Source organism: Maritalea sp., assembly GCF_047634455.1.
Lineage (GTDB): Bacteria > Pseudomonadota > Alphaproteobacteria > Rhizobiales > Devosiaceae > Maritalea.
On record NZ_JBLIAI010000025.1, the window covers coordinates 21,528 to 39,047 of the forward strand.

The window sequence follows — 17,520 nt, forward strand, 5'->3', positions numbered from 1 at the left end:
GTTTAGGCAAACAATCGGTTTAATGCAATTAGGCCTTTGAGCAGCGGATTGTCCAACTTGTCCTTGTAAAACTCGATGCTGATCCGCTTGGCGACTTCGAACAAAGTTGGATATGGCGACACCATTTTGGTGAAAGCGCTGATTTTCATGTCATTGGCAATTGCGAACGCATACATATTGATGAGCTCATCTGCATGTAGACCAACGACGCCTGCTCCCAAAATTTTACCCGAATTGTCGGTAAGGACTTTCAACAATCCATCCGTTTGCCGCTCGGCGCGGGCGCGATCATTCTCGTCAAAACTCCAGCGCAAAACGCGGAACTTGTCGCCATATTTTTGTCGCGCGTCTTCTTCGTTCATACCCACTTGGGCGATGGCGGGATCGGTATAGGTTGCCCATGGGATGATTTGCCTATTTTGCTTTACCGACAACCCAAACAGCGCGTTGCGAATAACAAGCCCTGCCTGATATCCGGCCACATGGGTGAATTGCAGCCCACTGGCTACGTCGCCAATGGCATAAATGCGTCGGTTCGAGGTTTTAAGCGCATCATTGATCGTAATGCCGCGTTTTGTGTGCTCGACTTTGGCAGTATCCAAATTTAGCCGTTCAATGTTGGGCACACGACCTGCAGCAATCAACAAATGGGTCCCGACAATGGTTTCAACTTCTCCATCGGGATTTTCCACGTCCACAGAAATAGCGCGGGCCTTTTTCTTGACCTCAAGCACCTTGGTGTTGGCGCGAATATCCACCCCTTCGCGCCGGATATGACGCAAAGCGATATCTGTTAGTTCGCGATCATCATTAGCCAGCGGTTCTGCCATTTCCAAAACGGTGACGCTGCACCCCAGACGTTGATGGGCTTGTGCCAGCTCCATACCGATTGGTCCGCCACCAACAATAATCAAATCCGACGGTTTTCGGCGCTGCTCGAAGATGGTTTCATTTGTCAGAAATGGCGCGTCTGCAAGACCGGGGATGGGCGGAACCATCGGCCGTGACCCAGTAGCGATGACAAATCGGCGCGCGCGAATTTGTTCATTGCCAACTTGCACGGTGCGTTTGTCAATAAACCTTGCCTCACCCTCAATAACGTTGACGCCCAACCCACGGAACCGCTCAACCGAATCGTTTGGGGCAATCCCTGCGATAACTTGTTTGATGTGATCATTGATGCGGCCAAAATTTGGTTTGGGTTCTTCCGCTTGAATGCCAAAATCTGGCGCTGTTCGCATCAATTGCGCGCGGGTGGCAGCAGCAATCAGCGCTTTAGACGGCACACAGCCTGTGTTCAAGCAATCGCCACCCATCTTGGCACGTTCGATCAAAATAACGGCCGCACCCAATTGTGCAGCCGCAGCCGCAACACTCAATCCGCCAGAACCCGCACCAATAACACAAAGGTCAGGCTTTAAATATTCGGCCATAGGTTGACGCCTTCTCGTTTAGTTGGTGGCATTATTTGCCCGAAAGCGTTTGATCACAATAGGCATTAGAGAAACAAGGCCAAGTGCTGTAAACGCAATCAAAAGTTGAGGCGTGACCAAATCCCCAGGTGCCAATGAAAACCCGCAACCGCTGCCATCAGTTGTCATACAGTTGGTGAATGCAATCGCCTGTGCTTCAACAAGCGAGGCAATTCCCACTCCGGCATAAGCGTACGCAAAGGTCCCCGGCGCAATGCCAAAAAGGGTCGTCCAAAAGAATATTTTAAAAGGCACACCCAGAATCGCGGGGACAATATTGACCAAAGTGAAAGGAAATGCCGGCACAAGGCGCAAGAAAAGCATATAATTGATTGCGTCATCTTGCATATTTTTGCGGATTTTTTGCACAAAAGGTCCAGCGCTTTCCCGCAACTGAGCGCCAAGTGATGTGCTGGTGATCCAAAACAAAATGGTTGCGCCCAGGGTGGCAGAAATGATGGTCACAAAGCCTGTGATCCACCACCCAAAGAAAATGCCACCAGAAACAGTAAGCACCCAAGCCGCAGGAAACGACAAGGCCACCGCTACGATATAGATCAGCGCGTAAAGGGCAATTGCCTGCCAAAAATTTTCCGCAATATATGATTGCAAAGCGCCGTAATTCTCAACCAGCGCGCCGAAAGACAACACTTTGTAGGCACCGGTGGCCGCAATCAGGGCAATAAGAACAGCAAACGCGGCCAAGGGCAGCCAACGGCGAAGGGTTTTGGAAAGCGGGGCGTTATCTTGTTGGTGTTGCATTTTCATCCGAATTGGTTGATCAGGTTATGCGCAACATAACGTCATTTCCTCAAAAGTCCTTATAGGTTCACTTGAATTTGACGTGACGTGAACGCTGGCTCAATTTCAGTTGATTGCGCTCGCGCCAATTTCCCGTCAAACAAGCAGATTCTTTCATGGCTTTAAGATTGACTTGAGCTCCCATTTTGCCTATACACCGCGCAACTCGGCCACATTTTGTGGTGCGGCATAGATATTGTATGGCGTGCTACATTATTATTTGATGGCAAACTGTAATTTAATTTCGAGAGGAACAGTGCCGTGAACGGCATTGTGGATGAGCAATGAAGCGTACCTTTCAGCCTAGCAATCTAGTGCGATCACGCCGTCACGGTTTCCGTGCACGTATGGCGACAAAAAATGGCCGTAAAATTTTGAACGCACGCCGCGCACGCGGTCGCAAGCGTTTGTCTGCGTAAGAATGTTCCTGTGACCCGATGGATTTGCTTTGGGTCGAAACATTTGCAGGTGATTCTATGCGCCGTTTGAAGCATCGGGCGCAGTTTTTACAAGCCGCGCGTGGACTAAAATCGGTCCGCCGCGGCTTTGTGCTGCAAGCAATTAAGTGTGACGAAGCTGAACCCGGCATTGGGTTCACCGTTACCAAGCGTGTTGGCAATTCACCAGAGCGCAACAGAATCAAGCGCCGGTTACGGGCGCTGAGCGAAAAAACTGCACAAAAGTTTCAGCCTAATTTCAACTATGTATTGATTGGGCGCAGAGAAGCGTTACATGAACCCTTTAGTCTTTTAGAAGAAGGCTTAGGGCAGGCAATTGAAAAAATGCACAATCCACGCAAACCACGCGTGGATTTACGGGAGCGGAAAGCAAAATCATGAATGGTGAAGGCCGCAATTATATTTTAGCGATCGGCTTGTCGATCCTGGTCCTTGTTGGGTGGCAGTATTTTGTTGCTGGCCCACAGTTGGAAAAAGCACAACAACAAGCCGAGGTGGCGGCGCAACTGTCCGCAGAAACCGATCCAACGGCAGGATTGCCTACTCCGGGCACAGTGGCCACTGGCACACAGACCGAGGTTTCGTCTGCTACAATCTCAGGCACGCGTGAAGATGTGATCGCTGCAACCGACCGCGTCAAAGTATCAACCGGCGCATTGGACGGTTCGATCAACTTGGTTGGGGGGCGTTTGGACGACCTCAATCTTGCTCATTACCGGGAAACTATTGAAGATGACAGCCCGGTCATCACTTTGCTTTCACCACAGGGTACACCATCACCATATTTTGTGGAGCAGGGGTGGACGGCACTCGCCGGATCAACGATCTCCCTACCAAAATCGACGACAATTTGGTCTGTCGAGGGCAATTCGACTTTGAGTGTTGGTGCACCAGTAACCTTGGTTTATGACAATGGCGAGGGCATTAACTTCAAACGCTCGTTTGAAGTTGATGAAAACTACCTTTTCACGGTCAAACAAACTGTTGAGAACAATTCCGCTGGCGATATCGCGCTTTACCCCTATTCATATGTGACGCGCCAAGAAACACCTCAAACTTCAGGTTTCTTCATTCTACATGAAGGCCCAATTGGCGTTCTTGGAGACGCCAACCTTGTTGAATTGGCGTACAAGGATCTCGTTGAAGATAGCCGTAAAAAATTCGACGCAAAATCTGGCTGGCTCGGCTTTACAGATAAATACTGGGCAGCGGCGGTTTTCCCAGAACCAAACACGATTATCAATGCGCAGTTTGACTTCAAAAAGACCGATGGGCGCGATACATATCGGGCAAGCTATGTGACGACAGAGCCAACTGCGGTTGCAGCGGGTACAACTGCGGAATATAAAAGCTATGTGTTTGCTGGCGCAAAAGTCGAAAAAATTATCGATTCGTACGAGACAGGCCTTGGCCTGGATCGTTTGGAATTGTTGATCGATTGGGGTTGGTTCCACTTCATCACCAAACCGCTATTCTATGTGATCCGCTTCTTAAACGACATTTTGGGCAATTTCGGCCTCGCCATTTTGGCGGTGACCGTAATGATCAAAATATTGTTCTTCTGGTTTGCCAACAAATCATACGCCTCAATGGCGGGTATGAAAAAAGTGCAGCCAGAAATGAAGGCCATCCAAGAGCGTCACAAAGATGATCGGGCTGCCCAACAGCAAGCCATGATGGAGTTGTATAAGCGCGAAAAAATCAACCCAATGAGTGGTTGTTGGCCAGTGCTTATTCAAATTCCAGTGTTCTTCTCATTGTACAAAGTTCTGTTCGTCACCATTGAAATGCGTCAGGCACCATTTTTTGGCTGGGTGCAAGATTTGGCGGTGCCAGATCCAACAAACTTATTCAACCTGTTTGGCTTATTGCCGGTTGACCCGACAAGCTTGCCATTAATCGGTGGATTTTTGGTGCTCGGCGCATGGCCGCTTATTATGGGCATGACCATGTTCGTACAAATGCGTTTGAACCCGCCACCTGCGGATGCAACACAGGCCGCGATCTTCGCTTGGATGCCCGTAATTTTCACGTTCATGCTGGCAGGCTTCCCTGCCGGGCTAGTAATCTATTGGGCTTGGAACAACTTCTTGTCGATTTGCCAGCAATATTTCATCATGAAACGGCACGGCGCGGATGTGGACATTATCGGCAATATTTTGGCGACGTTCAAAAAGAAAGCGCCTGATGGCGACGCTAAATAAAACTTAACGTGGTCCGCTGGACCAACATGGATACTGAGCATAAAATCGCGTCGAACCCTCGGCGCGATTTTTTTATGGTGATATATGTTCGGCCCAAGCCCTGACAATCCAACGCCCCTACCGGGGATTGATCAACTTATCTTTTTAAAGAATTTCATTACCCGACCCGATATTGAGGTTGGCGATTTTACCTATTACGACGACGAGGACGATGCCGCCGCGTTTGAGCGCCGCAATGTCTTATATCACTATGATTTCGTCGGCGATAAGCTGATCATCGGCAAGTTCTGCTCTTTGGCCAAAGACTGTACATTTTTGATGAACGGCGCAAACCACACTTTCACCGCCTTTTCCACGTTCCCATTTGCGATCTTTCAGAACGGTTGGGGCGATGGCGATGTCATGCAGCTCAAAAGTCAATCAAGAGGCGATACAGTGGTCGGCAATGATGTCTGGATCGGCATGGCGGCCACGATCATGCCCGGGGTCACGATTGGTGACGGAGCGATCATCGGTGCCCATTGTGTTGTGGCCAAAGATGTTGCGCCATATTCGATAGTTGTCGGCAACCCCGCGCGAGAAGTGCGCAAGAGGTTTGAGGCGGACATCGTCGCAACTTTGCTTAAAACCAAATGGTGGGATTGGCCAATTGAAAAAATAACTCGGAATTTGGAAGCGATCACCAATGGGGACCTAGACGGAATGCGCAATGCGGTATAGACCGCTCAAATGAGCGAATTTAGCCCCAAAGAAATAGAAGCAGGCCGCCTGCTGTTTGCACGACCTTGGCAATTTATCAAAGGATGTGTGCGTATCGACGATTTGCCGCCAGGTGATCGTTTAGAAATTGCGTTTGCTGGTCGTTCGAATGTGGGTAAGTCTTCGCTGATCAACGCTTTGACCGGGCGTGTTAATTTGGCGCGCACGTCGAATACCCCTGGACGCACGCAAGAACTCAACATCTTCGAGGCTGATGATGCGCCGCTGCGGATTGTTGATATGCCTGGCTATGGTTTTGCGAAAGCGCCGAAAAAGACCGTTGAAAAATGGACCCGGCTGATACATTCCTATCTCAAGGGGCGGGCGACGCTGCGCCGGGTGTTTGTGCTGATTGATGGACGACACGGCCCCAAACCCGCCGACGAAACTGTGATGAACGAATTGGATACCGCTGCGGTATCCTATCAGATCGTTTTGACCAAAGCGGACAAGCCAAAAGCGGACGAAATGGAACGGATACGCGTTCGCACCGCGCAGATCATCGCCAAGCATCCCGCGGCGCACCCTGAGATGATTGTCACCTCATCCGAAAAGAATGTCGGCATAGAAGAATTGCGCGCTACAATTTCACGCTTCTAATCGTTCAAAAAGTGAGCAAATTGGTAGGGTATCTAGGACGCCTTGACCTGCTTGCTGCGCTCGTTCATGAAACGAACGAAGTCTGTAGCCGACATGGGCTTCGCGTACAGATAGCCTTGCAAGGCATCAACGCCCAGATCGCGCAAAATTTGGGCTTGCTCTTCTGTTTCTACGCCTTCTGCCAAAACCTCAATATTCAAGGTCTTACCCATATCAATCATTGATTTTGTCAATCGACGCTGGTCGTCAGACGTTGCAATTGAAGCCACAAACTGGCGATCAATTTTGACGCGCTTTGGCTGCAAGTTAAGCAGTCCGACAATTGACGCGTGGCCGGTGCCAAAATCGTCGATGTCGATATCAATTCCCATTTCCCTAATCTTGGCTAAGTTACGATCAACAATTGTATCGCAATCGTCCAAGAATATGGATTCAAGCAATTCAAACGTGATCTTGCCCGGCACAATGTCCAACTCTTTCAATCGCCGTATCAGGTTTTCATCCCTCAATCGAGGTGACGAAATATTTACCGATGCCTTTTCAACATTCACGCCCTGCTCTTCCCAATATTTCATGTCGTTGAGCACCGTCGCCAATATGTCATGATCGATGTCATCGATGACATTGATGTCTTCTGCGACTTTTAAGAATTCAAATGGCCCAAGAACGCCTTTATCCGGATGATCCCAACGCGCCAATGCTTCCACACCAATGATCGCACCTGAATGTGCGTCGAATTGCGGCTGATAAAACGGGATGAACTGCCCAAGCTCAAGACCCCACAAAATCTCCTCCGAGACTTCGCGCGCCTTCAATATGCGTGCCTGCTGATCGTCGGAGAAGAATTCAAAACAGTTGCGGCCAAGTTCTTTCGCGCGATAGAGCGCTATATCGGACTTGGTCAATAGATCATTGAGATCACTTTCAGCCCTGTTTGCATAAGCGATGCCAATGCTTGCGCCAAAGCGACAGGGGTGCCCTTCATACATGAATGGAATTTTGAGGGACTCAATGATTAAATCGGCAAGCGCTGCGAGTTCTGCTTTATCAAAGTCTCGTTCCACAATGATTACAAATTCATCGCCGCCCACCCTTGCAACAAAATCATTCTCGTCCAATGAATTGCTCAAGACTCTGGCCACATGCCGCAACGTCGCGTCACCTGCGAGGTGGCCAAGCGAGTCGTTGATTTGCTTAAAGCGATCCAAATCAATCGCCAACATCGCTACGGTCTCATCACTACGATCAGAGGCCGAATAATTTTCTATTGTCTGATCAAGGAAGCGGCGGTTTGGCAATTTGGTCAGGGGGTCATGCAGCGCCAAATGTTTAATGCGGATTTGCATGCCTTCAAGTTCGACATTTTTGCTTTCCGCCAATCGCTTTGCACTCAGCAAATCGTCGCGTAAGTTGACATCCGGTGTTATGTCCCAGTTTACGCCCACCATTTTTGGGCTGCCCCCCACGGGGTGATAGTAAGCGCAACGCGATTGAAGGTGGCGCGTTTGACCTTGTGGGGTGATTATTCGAAATTCCGTATTTAACTGTGACTTGAGATCTATTGCGCGATTGAATGATGCTAAGACGTCCTCACGGTCATCCGGATGCAGGGCATCAGAAAATGTAGTTTCTGATCGCACGATTTCGTCCGGTTCCAGCCCGAATAGGATGTTTGTTCGCTGATCCCAAAAACGCTCGCCGGTTAAAATATCCACTTCCCACACGCCAATGTCAGACGATGAAAGCGCAACGTTCAGCCGCTCAGATATAAGGGCAATTCTCTCCTCGCGCGATGCGAGTTCTTCGGTTTGTTTTTGCCGCTGTCGCATCAAGTGTCCCGCATAGGCCGTGGGCGTGAAAACCAAAAGACCCGCGAGCAACATGATAATCCGCAGGGAAGTCATATCAGCTTGGTTGGCTGTCCACCCCCCTTTCGGGGCGGCCAGCATTTGCCATGACCCATTGGGCAGCCGCACATCTACCGCTACCGCTCTCTCATAGTCGCGGTCAGTGGGTCCAAAAAATACATCGCCCCGGGCACCCAGTGCATCTCTTCCCACCAAGGAGACATCAATCGGCAGGTTTTTGTCCGTCAGACCGCTATTGGCATAGAGTTTTTCAACATCAATAACGGCGGATACAATGCCCCAAAAACGTTGGCTTCCGTCTGGGTTATCTGTGAATACAGGAAACCGTCCAATGAAGCCTTGGCCGCCTTGGACCAGATTTACTGGCCCCGCCAAGATGAGATTTCCACTGTCACGTGCGCGCAACGCCGCCGCACGTTGTGCAACATTTTTGTTGTAGTCTAGCCCCACCGCTTTTTCGTTGCCTTTAAGCGGATAGATCATCGAAATTACCAGATCAGGTGCGCCAGCAATAATGGTCAATTCAGTGCGGCCATCAAAAAGATTTTTGGCGAGCCGCTCGAACTGTTCCTGTTTCATATCCGGCTGCCCGGATAACACAGAAACCAATCCTTTTGCCAACTGCAAGTTGGAATTGATGTTTCCCTCGAGCTGTGAGCGCAGCAGATTAGCCTGTGAAATCACCACTTCGCGCACAGACTGATTGTAAATCGATCGACTTTGATATTCCGAATATAGCCAGAAACAAATCGTTAAAACCAACGCGATCAACGCGGGAATATTCGTCAAGCTCCAGAAGTGTTTTTTAAATCCAAATTTCATTTTTTCCAACATACTCGCCCAACAGTTTGATCTGGGAATAACTGTTATTCGACCTTATGAACGGAATGATTAATTATTAATTTAGTTGACCCGGTTCAAAAATCGGCGAAAGTACTCTGCCATGAGCGCGTTGTCGTTGTTTTTATCTATTGATTCAATGGCTTGTTGGCCAGTTTGCTCGTCAAAAAGATCGCCGGACCTAAGCACATAAACGGCTTGCGCATAATCGTTGGCAAATTCGGGGTGCGCCTGAATGCTAATCGCCGCACCATTTTGGTATTCAAGGATCGCATTGGGGGTGAATGCGCTGCCCCCGACAACTTTACTGTTTGGCGGTGGGGAGATCACCTGATCCTGATGGATAACATTGAACTGCATCTGCGCTGGGGCATCGGCCATAAATTCAGGTCTTTGGGCAATTGAATATTGGTGTCGACCCACGCCCCAACCTTTTTGTGACTTCTCAACAACACCTCCCAACGCGTCGGCCATAATTTGATGCCCAAAACACACGCCGATCATTGGAATGCGACGCGCATAGGCTTCCCGGATAAAGTCGCGAAGCGGATCAAGCCACGGTTTTTTGTCATAAACGCCCAGCGAAGAGCCGGAAATTATGATCGCCTCAACGTTTGCGATATCGGGCAAAGGCTCGTCTTCAATCAGGCTGACGGTTTCAAATGTAAATTTGCCGCCACCGTCGCCGAGCAAGTCCGCGAACATTTTGCCGTAATTGTCGAATTTATCCCGCAAAGGTTCCGCCACAAGGCCGGTTTGAAACACTGTAATCTTCATTTTTTGCACCATATCCCCATGCCAAATTGAGTGCCAAATAATTTGATCAAATTTAGATTGGCCACATTTTTACGACCGAAGCAAGACAAGTCGAAGATTTTTGTTTATGGGTGTTAATTGTTGGTGGAACTGGGCGAGAAAACACATTGAGCATTGATAAGACAAAAGAAGCCGCGATTCTAGCACAGGCGTTGCCATATATGCTGCGCTACGATCATCGAGTGGTCGTGGTGAAATATGGCGGCCATGCCATGGGCGACCCAGAACTGGCCCGAGCATTTGCGCGTGACATTGTGCTGATACGCCAGTCCGGCGTGATGCCGATTGTTGTGCATGGCGGCGGTCCACAGATCGGCAAGATGCTTGATCGACTAAACATCACATCTGAATTCAAAGACGGATTGCGGGTGACGGACCGCGCCACGGTGGATATTGTGGAGATGGTACTGGCTGGTGCCATCAACAAACAGATTGTCACCGCCATTACACAAGAAGGCGGTCGCGCCATCGGCCTATGCGGCAAAGACGCGGGCATGGTGCAGGCGAAAAAACTTAAACGCACCAAGATGGACCCGGACAGTAACATAGAACGGATCATTGACTTGGGATTTGTTGGTGAACCCGATGAAGTTAATCCAGAGATTTTACACCGTTTGATCGGCGAAGAAATCATCCCGGTGATTGCACCAATTGCTGCGGGCAAGAATGGTGATACGTTCAACATTAACGCAGATACATTCGCAGGTGCCATTGCGTCTGCGATGGATGCCAAGCGCTTTTTGCTCTTGACCGATGTTGAAGGGGTGATGGACGCCGAGGGCAATTTGATCCCGGACATGGACACCAAAGCTGCCCAAAAACTGATCGATAATGGTGTGGCAAAGGGCGGCATGATTCCAAAACTTGAAACGGCAATCAATGCGGTTGAAAGTGGTGTGCAAGGCGTTGTGATTGTGAACGGCAAGACAAAACATGCCGTGTTGCTTGAGCTGTTTACCGAACATGGGGCTGGCACATTGATTCATCTGCCAGGCGAAATTGAGGATGATTATTGATGTCCTTGTCTGATGTGCGCCATTGGGTCTTTGATCTTGACAACACGCTCTATCCGCGAACCTGCAGATTATTTGATCAGATTGATGTATTAATCACCGCATATGTGGCCGATATTACGGGTTTGGCTCCGGTTCCGGCGCGCAAGCTGCAAAAAGAGTTTTATCGCGAGCATGGCACCACTTTGCGCGGATTGATGGCAACACGAGACGTTGATCCGCAACATTTTTTGTCAAAGGTGCATGATATTGATTATGCGTCAGTGCAACCCGATCCGGCGTTGATATCTGCGCTCAAAGCACTGCCGGGCCAAAAGCTGATCTTTACAAATGCAGACGTTGGGCACGCAGAGGCGGTCATTCACAGACTTGGTGGCAACGACGTGTTTGATGGTATTTTTGGCATTGTTGAAGCTGACTATGAACCAAAACCATTCCGTGGGCCGTATGAGAAGTTTCTATCAGACTATGGCGTTGATGCCGCGAGTGCTGCGATGTTTGAGGACATGGAAAAGAACCTTCTGACCGCACATCAGATTGGCATGCGCACGGTACACGTGATCCCAGACGCCAGCTTTGTTGATGACAGTTTGGAAGATTTTGAGCTGGAACGCAAAGACGACCACGACCACATTCATCACGTGACCGATGATTTGGCCGCATTCCTCACCCCGTTTGCGCATCAAGGCTAAGAGCTATAGCGCTTAAGATAGTCTGCCAACGCCTTGCCAGGCGATGGCAAAAACTTCTCACGCAGTAGATTTGCTTCTTGGATCCGGTCGACGCGGAAGTCGCGAAAGTCCTTCCGCGAGGTGCACCATGCCGTCAACAACCATTTCGGGCCAAAGTTTGTGAGCGCGAGCGGGTAAACTTGTCGGTGTGAGGTTTTGCCGTCAAGCGCGAGATAGGTGAACTCTAAAATCCGGTCGCCATCTATGCCCCTACGTGCGAGACGCAAATTCTTTGTTGGAATTTTGGTCCCTTCGGGCGGCACAACCATCAAATGTGGACTGTCGAGCTTGGCTTTATGTGAGTCTGGCACCGCATCTCGGATCTTATCCAACGCTTCTTTTGCAGCAGCCGAAAGGTCATCGTCTGCGATCAAAGCAAGCGTTTTTGCCCCAAGGGCTAACGCTTCCAACTGTTCAAATGTAAAGCTGAGCGGGGGCAGATCAAATTCAGCGCGCAACATGAACCCCACCCCCGGCTCGGAATCTATCGGCGCGCCAGAGCCGATCAAGTGGGCCATATCCCGGTAGATAGAGCGTTTTGATATTTCCAATTTGTCCGCAATCTTTTGGGCAGTAAGCGCACCATTTGCGGTGCGCAATATTCTTATGATCCGAAAAAGCCGTTCCGCTCGCCGCATTCATTTTGCCCTTTTTGAACATTGTGGCCACAAGGGTGGCAACAGCCTCATGCTAAATCCCTTTTTATCAAACGAAAAGGAAAACAAATGAGCAATATTTTTGAAATCGTGAGTTTCAAGGTGAAAGATGTCGAAAAGGCAAAAGAGTTACGTCGCAATGCTATGGAGCACGCGAAAAAATTCAAAGGTTTCGTCAATTATCGCGCCTTGATCAACACCGAGGACCAGAGCCACTTTACCGATCTTGTTGAGTGGGAGAGCTTAGAGGACGCCCAAGCCGCCGCGCAGCAAATCATGTCTCTACCTGAGTTTCAGGCGATGATGTCAGAGATTGAAGCCGTCGAAAGCATGAAGCATTTTTCCGTCGATAAATTCGTCGAGTAGCACAAAAGGCCCGGCAATGCCGGGCCTTATTCGTGAAGGTCAAATCGTTGTTACTATTCTGAAACGTCGTCGCAATCTTTATCGGTAATTGCCGGTAAATTGTACGCCTCGCGCACAATACACCAAGCCTCTTCTGCAGTGTCGACCGTTTTGAACAGATTGACATCTTCCGGGGAAATTGTCCCCTCTTCGGCAAGCGCTTCAAGATTAATAACGCGGTTCCAAAAATGGGAGCCGAACAAGAGCACTGGTATGCGCTCCATACGTCCAGTTTGGATGAGTGTCAGTGTTTCAAAAAACTCATCCATGGTGCCAAATCCGCCCGGAAAGACCGCGATCACTTTCGCGCGCAGCAAGAAATGAATTTTACGGGTCGCAAAATAGTGGAAATTGAAACTCAGATCAGGGGTTACATATTCGTTTGGCGCCTGTTCGTGTGGCAATACGATATTGAGACCAATCGAGGGTGCGCCAACCTCGGATGCACCTTTGTTGCCCGCCTCCATGACACCGGGTCCACCCCCCGTCACCACAACATATTCTTTGTGATCCATGGTTTCTGACGTCAATGACGCTAATCGCGCGAATTTACGGGCCTCATCATAATATTTGGAGTTCTTTTCCAAATTGGCTTTTTGCACATCATTTTTCGCCGCCCAAGCATCCTCACCCGGCGCGGGCAACCGAGCACCACCAAACAAAACCACGGTGGAATTTATCCCGCGCTCGCGAAGCCACAATTCTGGCTTTAGAATTTCGAGCTGCAAACGGATTGCACGGGTGTCCTCGGACGTCATAAACTCTTCGTCAGAAAAGGCGAGTTTGTAGGCCGCAGATTCGGTTTGTGGCGTCTTGGGGACACGCCTTGTGACGCTGATATCTTCTTGCGAGGTGCGTAACGAGGTGTGACGGCGCTTTGACATATAATTCTCCAAAAATCTACTACGCACTATTGTACCCACAATCGTGTTAACGATCGGTACTTGCAAGCAGATCGCACAATGTTCATTCTTTCGTGAATGGATTGGTTGACACGCTTCATTACGCCGCTAATGTCGCCCCAATCATATAGATCAGATGGAGTGCATAAAAACATGTCTTTTGCCGACTTGTCCCAAACCATTGATGCAGCGTTTGAAGACCGCGACAATGTGAACTTGAACACACAAGGCGCTGTGCGCGAAGCTGTAAAAGAGGCACTCGCGCTGATGGATGACGGCAAGCTGCGCGTCGCCGAACAGGATGCAAGTGGCGCATGGACAGTTAATCAGTGGGCAAAAAAAGCCGTGTTGCTTTCGTTCCGTCTCAACGACATGGAAATGATGCCTGGCGGTCCGGGTGGCGCACATTGGTGGGACAAAGTGCCGTCCAAATTTGCTGGCTGGAGCGAGAACCGTTTCCGCGAAGCAGGCTTTCGGGCAGTGCCGGGCGCAATTGTCCGTCATTCAGCACATATCGCACCGGGCGCTGTGTTGATGCCATCCTTTGTCAATCTTGGCGCCTATGTTGGCGAAAACACGATGGTCGACACATGGGCCGCGGTTGGCTCATGTGCACAAATCGGCGCGAATGTGCATCTATCAGGTGGTGTGGGCATTGGCGGCGTTCTTGAACCTCTTCAAGCGGACCCTGTAATCATTGAAGATGATTGCTTCATTGGTGCGCGTTCTGAAATTGTTGAAGGCGTGCGCGTGGGCAAAGGCTCTGTGATTTCGATGGGCGTGTTCATCGGCCAATCGACAAAAATCGTCAACCGTCACACTGGCGAAATACACATGGGCGAAGTGCCGCCCTATTCAGTTGTTGTATCTGGTTCTTTGCCGGGCAAACCATTCCCCAACGGCACGCCCGGTCCCAGCCTATATTGCGCAGTTATCGTGAAACAGGTTGATCAAAAAACACGATCAAAAACATCGATCAACGACCTGTTGCGAGATTAATATGGCTGTTGCCCTTGCCCTTGACCTGTTGCGTGATCTGATCCGATGCAATTCTGTGACGCCGGTTGATGGCGGCGCACAAGATGTGCTGGTGCGCTTTTTGGAACCGCTCGGTTTTACATGCACGCGGACCCCATTTGAGGGCGACGATAGCTATCGCGTTGAAAACTTGTTCGCAACACGTGGCTCAAGCGGGCCGCATTTGCTGTTCGCGGGCCATACCGATGTGGTGCCGGTTGGCGACGCTGAAGCATGGACGCACGATCCGTTTTCTGCCGATATAGACGAAAATGGTGTGATGTGGGGCCGCGGGGCCGTGGATATGAAAAGCGGCGTCGCCGCGTTTTGTGCGGCGCTGCCCGCCTTTATTGAAAGTGGTCAAGCAGACAAATGCACCATTTCGTTGCTCATTACTGGCGATGAAGAATCCGACGCTGTAAATGGCACGGTGAAGGTGCTGAAGTGGGCTCAAGAACAAGGCCACACATTTGACTTTGGACTTGTGGGTGAACCATCAAGCGCAGAAACTTTTGGCGATATCGTAAAAATCGGACGACGTGGATCGCTTGGGTTCACCATCAGTGTTGCGGGCGAACAGGGCCATGTGGCCTATCCAGATAAGGCTCGCAATCCGCTGCCCACTTTGGCTGGCATAGCGCATCAACTCTCCAGCGCCAAACTTGACGATGGAAATGAGAGTTTTCAGCCAACAAATCTTGAGATCACTTCGATTGATGTGGGTAACAGTGCAACCAATGTGATCCCCGCCAAAGGTCGTTTACAGGGCAATATTCGTTTCAACGACATTTGGGACGGACAAAAGCTAAAAGACTGGCTGACGACGCAAATCCAGCAAGTGCCGACAAATGGGTGCGATGTTGAACTGAACATCAATCAGCCTGTTTCACGTTCATTTGTATCTCATGACTCCAGCCATGTGGATTTGCTGCTTGAGAGTGTGTCAGCTATTGCCGGACAAGTGCCGAAACGCTCGACGGGGGGTGGCACGTCGGACGCTCGATTTATCGCAGATTATTGCCCGGTTGCCGAATTCGGCCTTGTGGGCAAGACCATGCATCAGGTTGACGAACAGGTGCCAACACAGATGGTGCTTGAACTTGAGAAGGTTTATGCCCATTTTCTAAACAGTTTTGCCAAACAAGGGTAGCTTTCGTGAATCCAAATAGCCTCATCGAGGAAATTATAGCTGCCGCACGCGGATGTTGGGGCATTTTAGCCGGTAACCGACTAGCCGCCAACAAACTTGATGGCAGCTGGTCTGGGGTGATCACCTCAATCATCGCGGCGCTGATGGCGTTAGGTGCACAATCCATGCTGCATTTGCCTTTGCCAGCAGACGTGATTGCGCCCGCACCCGTGCTGGTGCTGTTGCACTTAGTGGCCGTGAATGTCGCCGGATTTTACGGTGTGTTCTTGTTCTTGCGGACCAAGGGAAAACCCTTTGATATTGGCAGCTATATCGCGGCGCACAACTGGTCTAACTTTTTCTTTTTGGTCATCGCGTTGCTGCTGACATTTGTCTTGCCAGGCATGATGGGCAGTTTGGTCATCACCATTGCAACCGCTGTGTTTTACGTTAGAGCGGCGTCGTTTTTGCTTGGCATTAGCGGGGCGGATCTTGTTTTGATGATTGGCGCGCAATTGCTTGCAATGCTTGGCAGCATCGTTTTGTTAATGGTGATCGGGGGGATTATCCCCGGGCTTGGGTTTCAGATCATCGGCTAGGATTTGGGGGCGGTCAGAGCCCTAATAATCTACTTGCGTCAGATACAGTCCGTGTGCTGGCGCTACGGGTCCGCAGGCTTTTCTGTCTTTGGCTTCCAGCGCAATTTTGACATCTTCTGGCTGCCAACGCCCCTCGCCTACCGCCTTAAGCGATCCGACCATTGACCGGACTTGATTGTGCAAGAACGCTCGAGACGAAACATTGATGAGGATAATTTGGCCATTGCGGGTCACCTCACACCGATCTATTGATCGGATCGGTGATTTTGCTTGGCAAAATTTGGACCGAAAAGTCGAAAAATCATGCTTACCCAAAAAATGTTTGGCCGCTTTTGCCATTTCAACATGATCTAATTCAACAGGTACGTGCCAGACGCGTTTTGCATCCAATGCAGGGCGCGAACGACGACATAAAATCTGATATTCATAATGTCTGGCTGTCGCGGAAAATCGCGCCTCAAAGCTTTCGTCAACTTTTTCGACACTCAGAATCACAATTGTATTTGGTTTGAGATGGAAGTTGATCGCCTGCATCACTTTGAACGGATCATGGTCCACTTCTGTATCAAAGTGTATGACCTGCCCTAAGGCATGAACGCCCGCATCTGTTCGGCCCGCAGCTTGGGTCGGTGTTCTAACCCCGCAAAATTTCTCAATCGCGCGCTCAATTTTATTTTGAACCGCTTTGCCATTTGGTTGCACCTGCCAACCCGCATAGATTGTACCATCATATTCAATCAGTGCTTTGTAACGCGGCATCAGGCCAACACTTTTGATTTTAGCGATCCGACACCACGAATGAATGTGTCTGCGTCCATCATGCTTTTGCCTTCGCGCTGCACATGGGTGAGCGCTATTGCGCCTGCGCCCGTTGCGATAGTCAATTGATCATCGATTACGGTGCCTGGCACTCCCTGCCCAGCCGCCAACGCTGACTTGATGACTTTCACCCGGGTTTGTTTACCGTTCAAGTCGACTTCAAACCATGCGCCCGGAAAAGGCGATAGGCCGCGCACCTTATTGTGAATGTCTTGTGCGCTTGCAGACCAGTCAATCCGGGCTTCGGCCTTGTCGATTTTTTTTGCGTAGGTTACGCCATCATTCGCTTGCGGCGTAAAGTGCAAGCTATCACGCTCAAGCGCGGGTAGCGCCCGCCCGATCAGGTCGGCACCCCGGATCATCATTTGGTCGTGTAGCTCACCAGCGGTCATATTTTCAGAAATCGGAATTTCGTCGATTAGGCCGACATC

Annotated in this window: 19 protein-coding genes; 11 read left to right on the forward strand and 8 right to left on the reverse strand. The window is 50.0% G+C overall.

What is annotated here, in order from left to right; translation table 11 throughout:
• Positions 1-2 precede the first annotated feature (2 nt).
• The gene (locus ACJAZW_RS08370) at positions 3-1,433 is read right to left on the reverse strand and encodes a dihydrolipoyl dehydrogenase family protein (RefSeq protein ID WP_415156987.1); all 1,431 of its coding nucleotides are present in this window, start codon (positions 1,431-1,433) and stop codon (positions 3-5) included.
• A gap of 18 nt (positions 1,434-1,451) precedes the next feature.
• Positions 1,452-2,234, reverse strand: coding sequence for a TVP38/TMEM64 family protein (locus ACJAZW_RS08375; RefSeq protein WP_415156989.1), 783 nt, complete (start codon positions 2,232-2,234; stop codon positions 1,452-1,454).
• Positions 2,235-2,557: 323 nt separating this feature from the next.
• Here ACJAZW_RS08375 and rpmH point away from each other — a divergent pair, with 323 nt between their 5' ends.
• From rpmH to yihA, 5 genes are all read left to right on the forward strand, one after another.
• Entirely contained in the window at positions 2,558-2,692 is a 135-nt protein-coding gene (gene rpmH / locus ACJAZW_RS08380; protein ID WP_415156991.1) for a 50S ribosomal protein L34, read from the forward strand.
• A gap of 57 nt (positions 2,693-2,749) precedes the next feature.
• Entirely contained in the window at positions 2,750-3,112 is a 363-nt protein-coding gene (rnpA, locus tag ACJAZW_RS08385) for a ribonuclease P protein component (protein ID WP_415156993.1), read from the forward strand.
• Positions 3,109-4,935, forward strand: coding sequence for a membrane protein insertase YidC (gene yidC, locus ACJAZW_RS08390; RefSeq protein ID WP_415156995.1), 1,827 nt, complete (start codon positions 3,109-3,111; stop codon positions 4,933-4,935). Before rnpA ends, yidC begins: the two co-directional genes overlap by 4 nt.
• Before the next feature lie 84 nt (positions 4,936-5,019).
• Positions 5,020-5,655, forward strand: coding sequence for a CatB-related O-acetyltransferase (locus ACJAZW_RS08395; RefSeq protein ID WP_415156997.1), 636 nt, complete (start codon positions 5,020-5,022; stop codon positions 5,653-5,655).
• A 9-nt stretch (positions 5,656-5,664) separates the two neighbouring features.
• Positions 5,665-6,294 (forward strand): ribosome biogenesis GTP-binding protein YihA/YsxC, encoded by a 630-nt coding sequence (gene yihA / locus ACJAZW_RS08400; RefSeq protein ID WP_415156999.1) that lies wholly within the window; start codon positions 5,665-5,667, stop codon positions 6,292-6,294.
• Positions 6,295-6,326: 32 nt separating this feature from the next.
• Here the strand turns inward: yihA and ACJAZW_RS08405 are convergent, their stop codons facing one another.
• Positions 6,327-8,984 (reverse strand): EAL domain-containing protein, encoded by a 2,658-nt coding sequence (locus ACJAZW_RS08405; RefSeq protein WP_415157001.1) that lies wholly within the window; start codon positions 8,982-8,984, stop codon positions 6,327-6,329.
• An 81-nt stretch (positions 8,985-9,065) separates the two neighbouring features.
• Positions 9,066-9,779: a type 1 glutamine amidotransferase gene (locus tag ACJAZW_RS08410; protein ID WP_415157003.1), complete on the reverse strand. Its 714-nt coding sequence runs from the start codon at positions 9,777-9,779 to the stop codon at positions 9,066-9,068.
• A gap of 200 nt (positions 9,780-9,979) precedes the next feature.
• Between ACJAZW_RS08410 and argB the strand changes: the two genes are divergently transcribed.
• Entirely contained in the window at positions 9,980-10,834 is an 855-nt protein-coding gene (gene argB, locus ACJAZW_RS08415; RefSeq protein ID WP_415157023.1) for an acetylglutamate kinase, read from the forward strand.
• On the forward strand, positions 10,834-11,523 hold the full coding sequence (locus ACJAZW_RS08420; protein ID WP_415157005.1) for a pyrimidine 5'-nucleotidase: 690 nt from the start codon (positions 10,834-10,836) through the stop codon (positions 11,521-11,523). The genes argB and ACJAZW_RS08420 overlap by 1 nt, the downstream gene beginning before the upstream one ends.
• Here ACJAZW_RS08420 and ACJAZW_RS08425 read toward each other — a convergent pair.
• Positions 11,520-12,200, reverse strand: coding sequence for a helix-turn-helix transcriptional regulator (locus ACJAZW_RS08425; protein ID WP_415157007.1), 681 nt, complete (start codon positions 12,198-12,200; stop codon positions 11,520-11,522). The two genes, ACJAZW_RS08420 and ACJAZW_RS08425, sit on opposite strands and share 4 nt — an antisense overlap.
• Before the next feature lie 87 nt (positions 12,201-12,287).
• Between ACJAZW_RS08425 and ACJAZW_RS08430 the strand changes: the two genes are divergently transcribed.
• Positions 12,288-12,584, forward strand: coding sequence for an antibiotic biosynthesis monooxygenase family protein (locus ACJAZW_RS08430; RefSeq protein WP_415157009.1), 297 nt, complete (start codon positions 12,288-12,290; stop codon positions 12,582-12,584).
• Between the two features lie 53 nt (positions 12,585-12,637).
• Here ACJAZW_RS08430 and ACJAZW_RS08435 read toward each other — a convergent pair whose 3' ends face one another.
• Positions 12,638-13,507 (reverse strand): LOG family protein, encoded by an 870-nt coding sequence (locus ACJAZW_RS08435; RefSeq protein ID WP_415157011.1) that lies wholly within the window; start codon positions 13,505-13,507, stop codon positions 12,638-12,640.
• Positions 13,508-13,678: 171 nt separating this feature from the next.
• Here ACJAZW_RS08435 and dapD point away from each other — a divergent pair, with 171 nt between their 5' ends.
• From dapD to ACJAZW_RS08450, 3 genes are read left to right on the forward strand one after another with little or no spacing between them, the layout of a single operon-like run.
• Complete coding sequence (dapD, locus tag ACJAZW_RS08440; protein WP_415157013.1) at positions 13,679-14,524, forward strand: 2,3,4,5-tetrahydropyridine-2,6-dicarboxylate N-succinyltransferase; 846 nt, start codon at positions 13,679-13,681, stop codon at positions 14,522-14,524.
• Position 14,525: 1 nt separating this feature from the next.
• Positions 14,526-15,692: a succinyl-diaminopimelate desuccinylase gene (gene dapE, locus ACJAZW_RS08445; RefSeq protein WP_415157015.1), complete on the forward strand. Its 1,167-nt coding sequence runs from the start codon at positions 14,526-14,528 to the stop codon at positions 15,690-15,692.
• 5 nt (positions 15,693-15,697) lie between these two features.
• On the forward strand, positions 15,698-16,270 hold the full coding sequence (locus tag ACJAZW_RS08450; protein ID WP_415157017.1) for a hypothetical protein: 573 nt from the start codon (positions 15,698-15,700) through the stop codon (positions 16,268-16,270).
• Positions 16,271-16,291: 21 nt separating this feature from the next.
• Here ACJAZW_RS08450 and truA read toward each other — a convergent pair whose 3' ends face one another.
• The gene (gene truA, locus ACJAZW_RS08455; RefSeq protein ID WP_415157019.1) at positions 16,292-17,029 is read right to left on the reverse strand and encodes a tRNA pseudouridine(38-40) synthase TruA; all 738 of its coding nucleotides are present in this window, start codon (positions 17,027-17,029) and stop codon (positions 16,292-16,294) included.
• Positions 17,029-17,520: methionyl-tRNA formyltransferase (locus ACJAZW_RS08460; RefSeq protein ID WP_415157021.1), on the reverse strand; the 492-nt coding region annotated here is incomplete at its 5' end. The genes truA and ACJAZW_RS08460, both read right to left, overlap by 1 nt.

What these genes read in the sequence shown, in the direction of transcription:
- ACJAZW_RS08405 (WP_415157001.1), bottom strand. Translation starts at nt 8,984, where the DNA reads ATGAAATTTGGATTTAAAAAACACTTCTGGAGCTTGACGAATATTCCC.
- dapE (WP_415157015.1), top strand. Translation starts at nt 14,526, where the DNA reads ATGGCTGTTGCCCTTGCCCTTGACCTGTTGCGTGATCTGATCCGATGC.
- yihA (WP_415156999.1), top strand. Translation starts at nt 5,665, where the DNA reads ATGAGCGAATTTAGCCCCAAAGAAATAGAAGCAGGCCGCCTGCTGTTT.
- truA (WP_415157019.1), bottom strand. Translation starts at nt 17,029, where the DNA reads ATGCCGCGTTACAAAGCACTGATTGAATATGATGGTACAATCTATGCG.
- ACJAZW_RS08435 (WP_415157011.1), bottom strand. Translation starts at nt 13,507, where the DNA reads ATGTCAAAGCGCCGTCACACCTCGTTACGCACCTCGCAAGAAGATATC.
- ACJAZW_RS08370 (WP_415156987.1), bottom strand. Translation starts at nt 1,433, where the DNA reads ATGGCCGAATATTTAAAGCCTGACCTTTGTGTTATTGGTGCGGGTTCT.
- ACJAZW_RS08410 (WP_415157003.1), bottom strand. Translation starts at nt 9,779, where the DNA reads ATGAAGATTACAGTGTTTCAAACCGGCCTTGTGGCGGAACCTTTGCGG.
- ACJAZW_RS08395 (WP_415156997.1), top strand. Translation starts at nt 5,020, where the DNA reads ATGTTCGGCCCAAGCCCTGACAATCCAACGCCCCTACCGGGGATTGAT.
- dapD (WP_415157013.1), top strand. Translation starts at nt 13,679, where the DNA reads ATGTCTTTTGCCGACTTGTCCCAAACCATTGATGCAGCGTTTGAAGAC.
- ACJAZW_RS08430 (WP_415157009.1), top strand. Translation starts at nt 12,288, where the DNA reads ATGAGCAATATTTTTGAAATCGTGAGTTTCAAGGTGAAAGATGTCGAA.
- ACJAZW_RS08420 (WP_415157005.1), top strand. Translation starts at nt 10,834, where the DNA reads ATGTCCTTGTCTGATGTGCGCCATTGGGTCTTTGATCTTGACAACACG.
- rpmH (WP_415156991.1), top strand. Translation starts at nt 2,558, where the DNA reads ATGAAGCGTACCTTTCAGCCTAGCAATCTAGTGCGATCACGCCGTCAC.
- argB (WP_415157023.1), top strand. Translation starts at nt 9,980, where the DNA reads ATGCTGCGCTACGATCATCGAGTGGTCGTGGTGAAATATGGCGGCCAT.
- ACJAZW_RS08425 (WP_415157007.1), bottom strand. Translation starts at nt 12,200, where the DNA reads ATGCGGCGAGCGGAACGGCTTTTTCGGATCATAAGAATATTGCGCACC.
- yidC (WP_415156995.1), top strand. Translation starts at nt 3,109, where the DNA reads ATGAATGGTGAAGGCCGCAATTATATTTTAGCGATCGGCTTGTCGATC.
- rnpA (WP_415156993.1), top strand. Translation starts at nt 2,750, where the DNA reads ATGCGCCGTTTGAAGCATCGGGCGCAGTTTTTACAAGCCGCGCGTGGA.
- ACJAZW_RS08375 (WP_415156989.1), bottom strand. Translation starts at nt 2,234, where the DNA reads ATGCAACACCAACAAGATAACGCCCCGCTTTCCAAAACCCTTCGCCGT.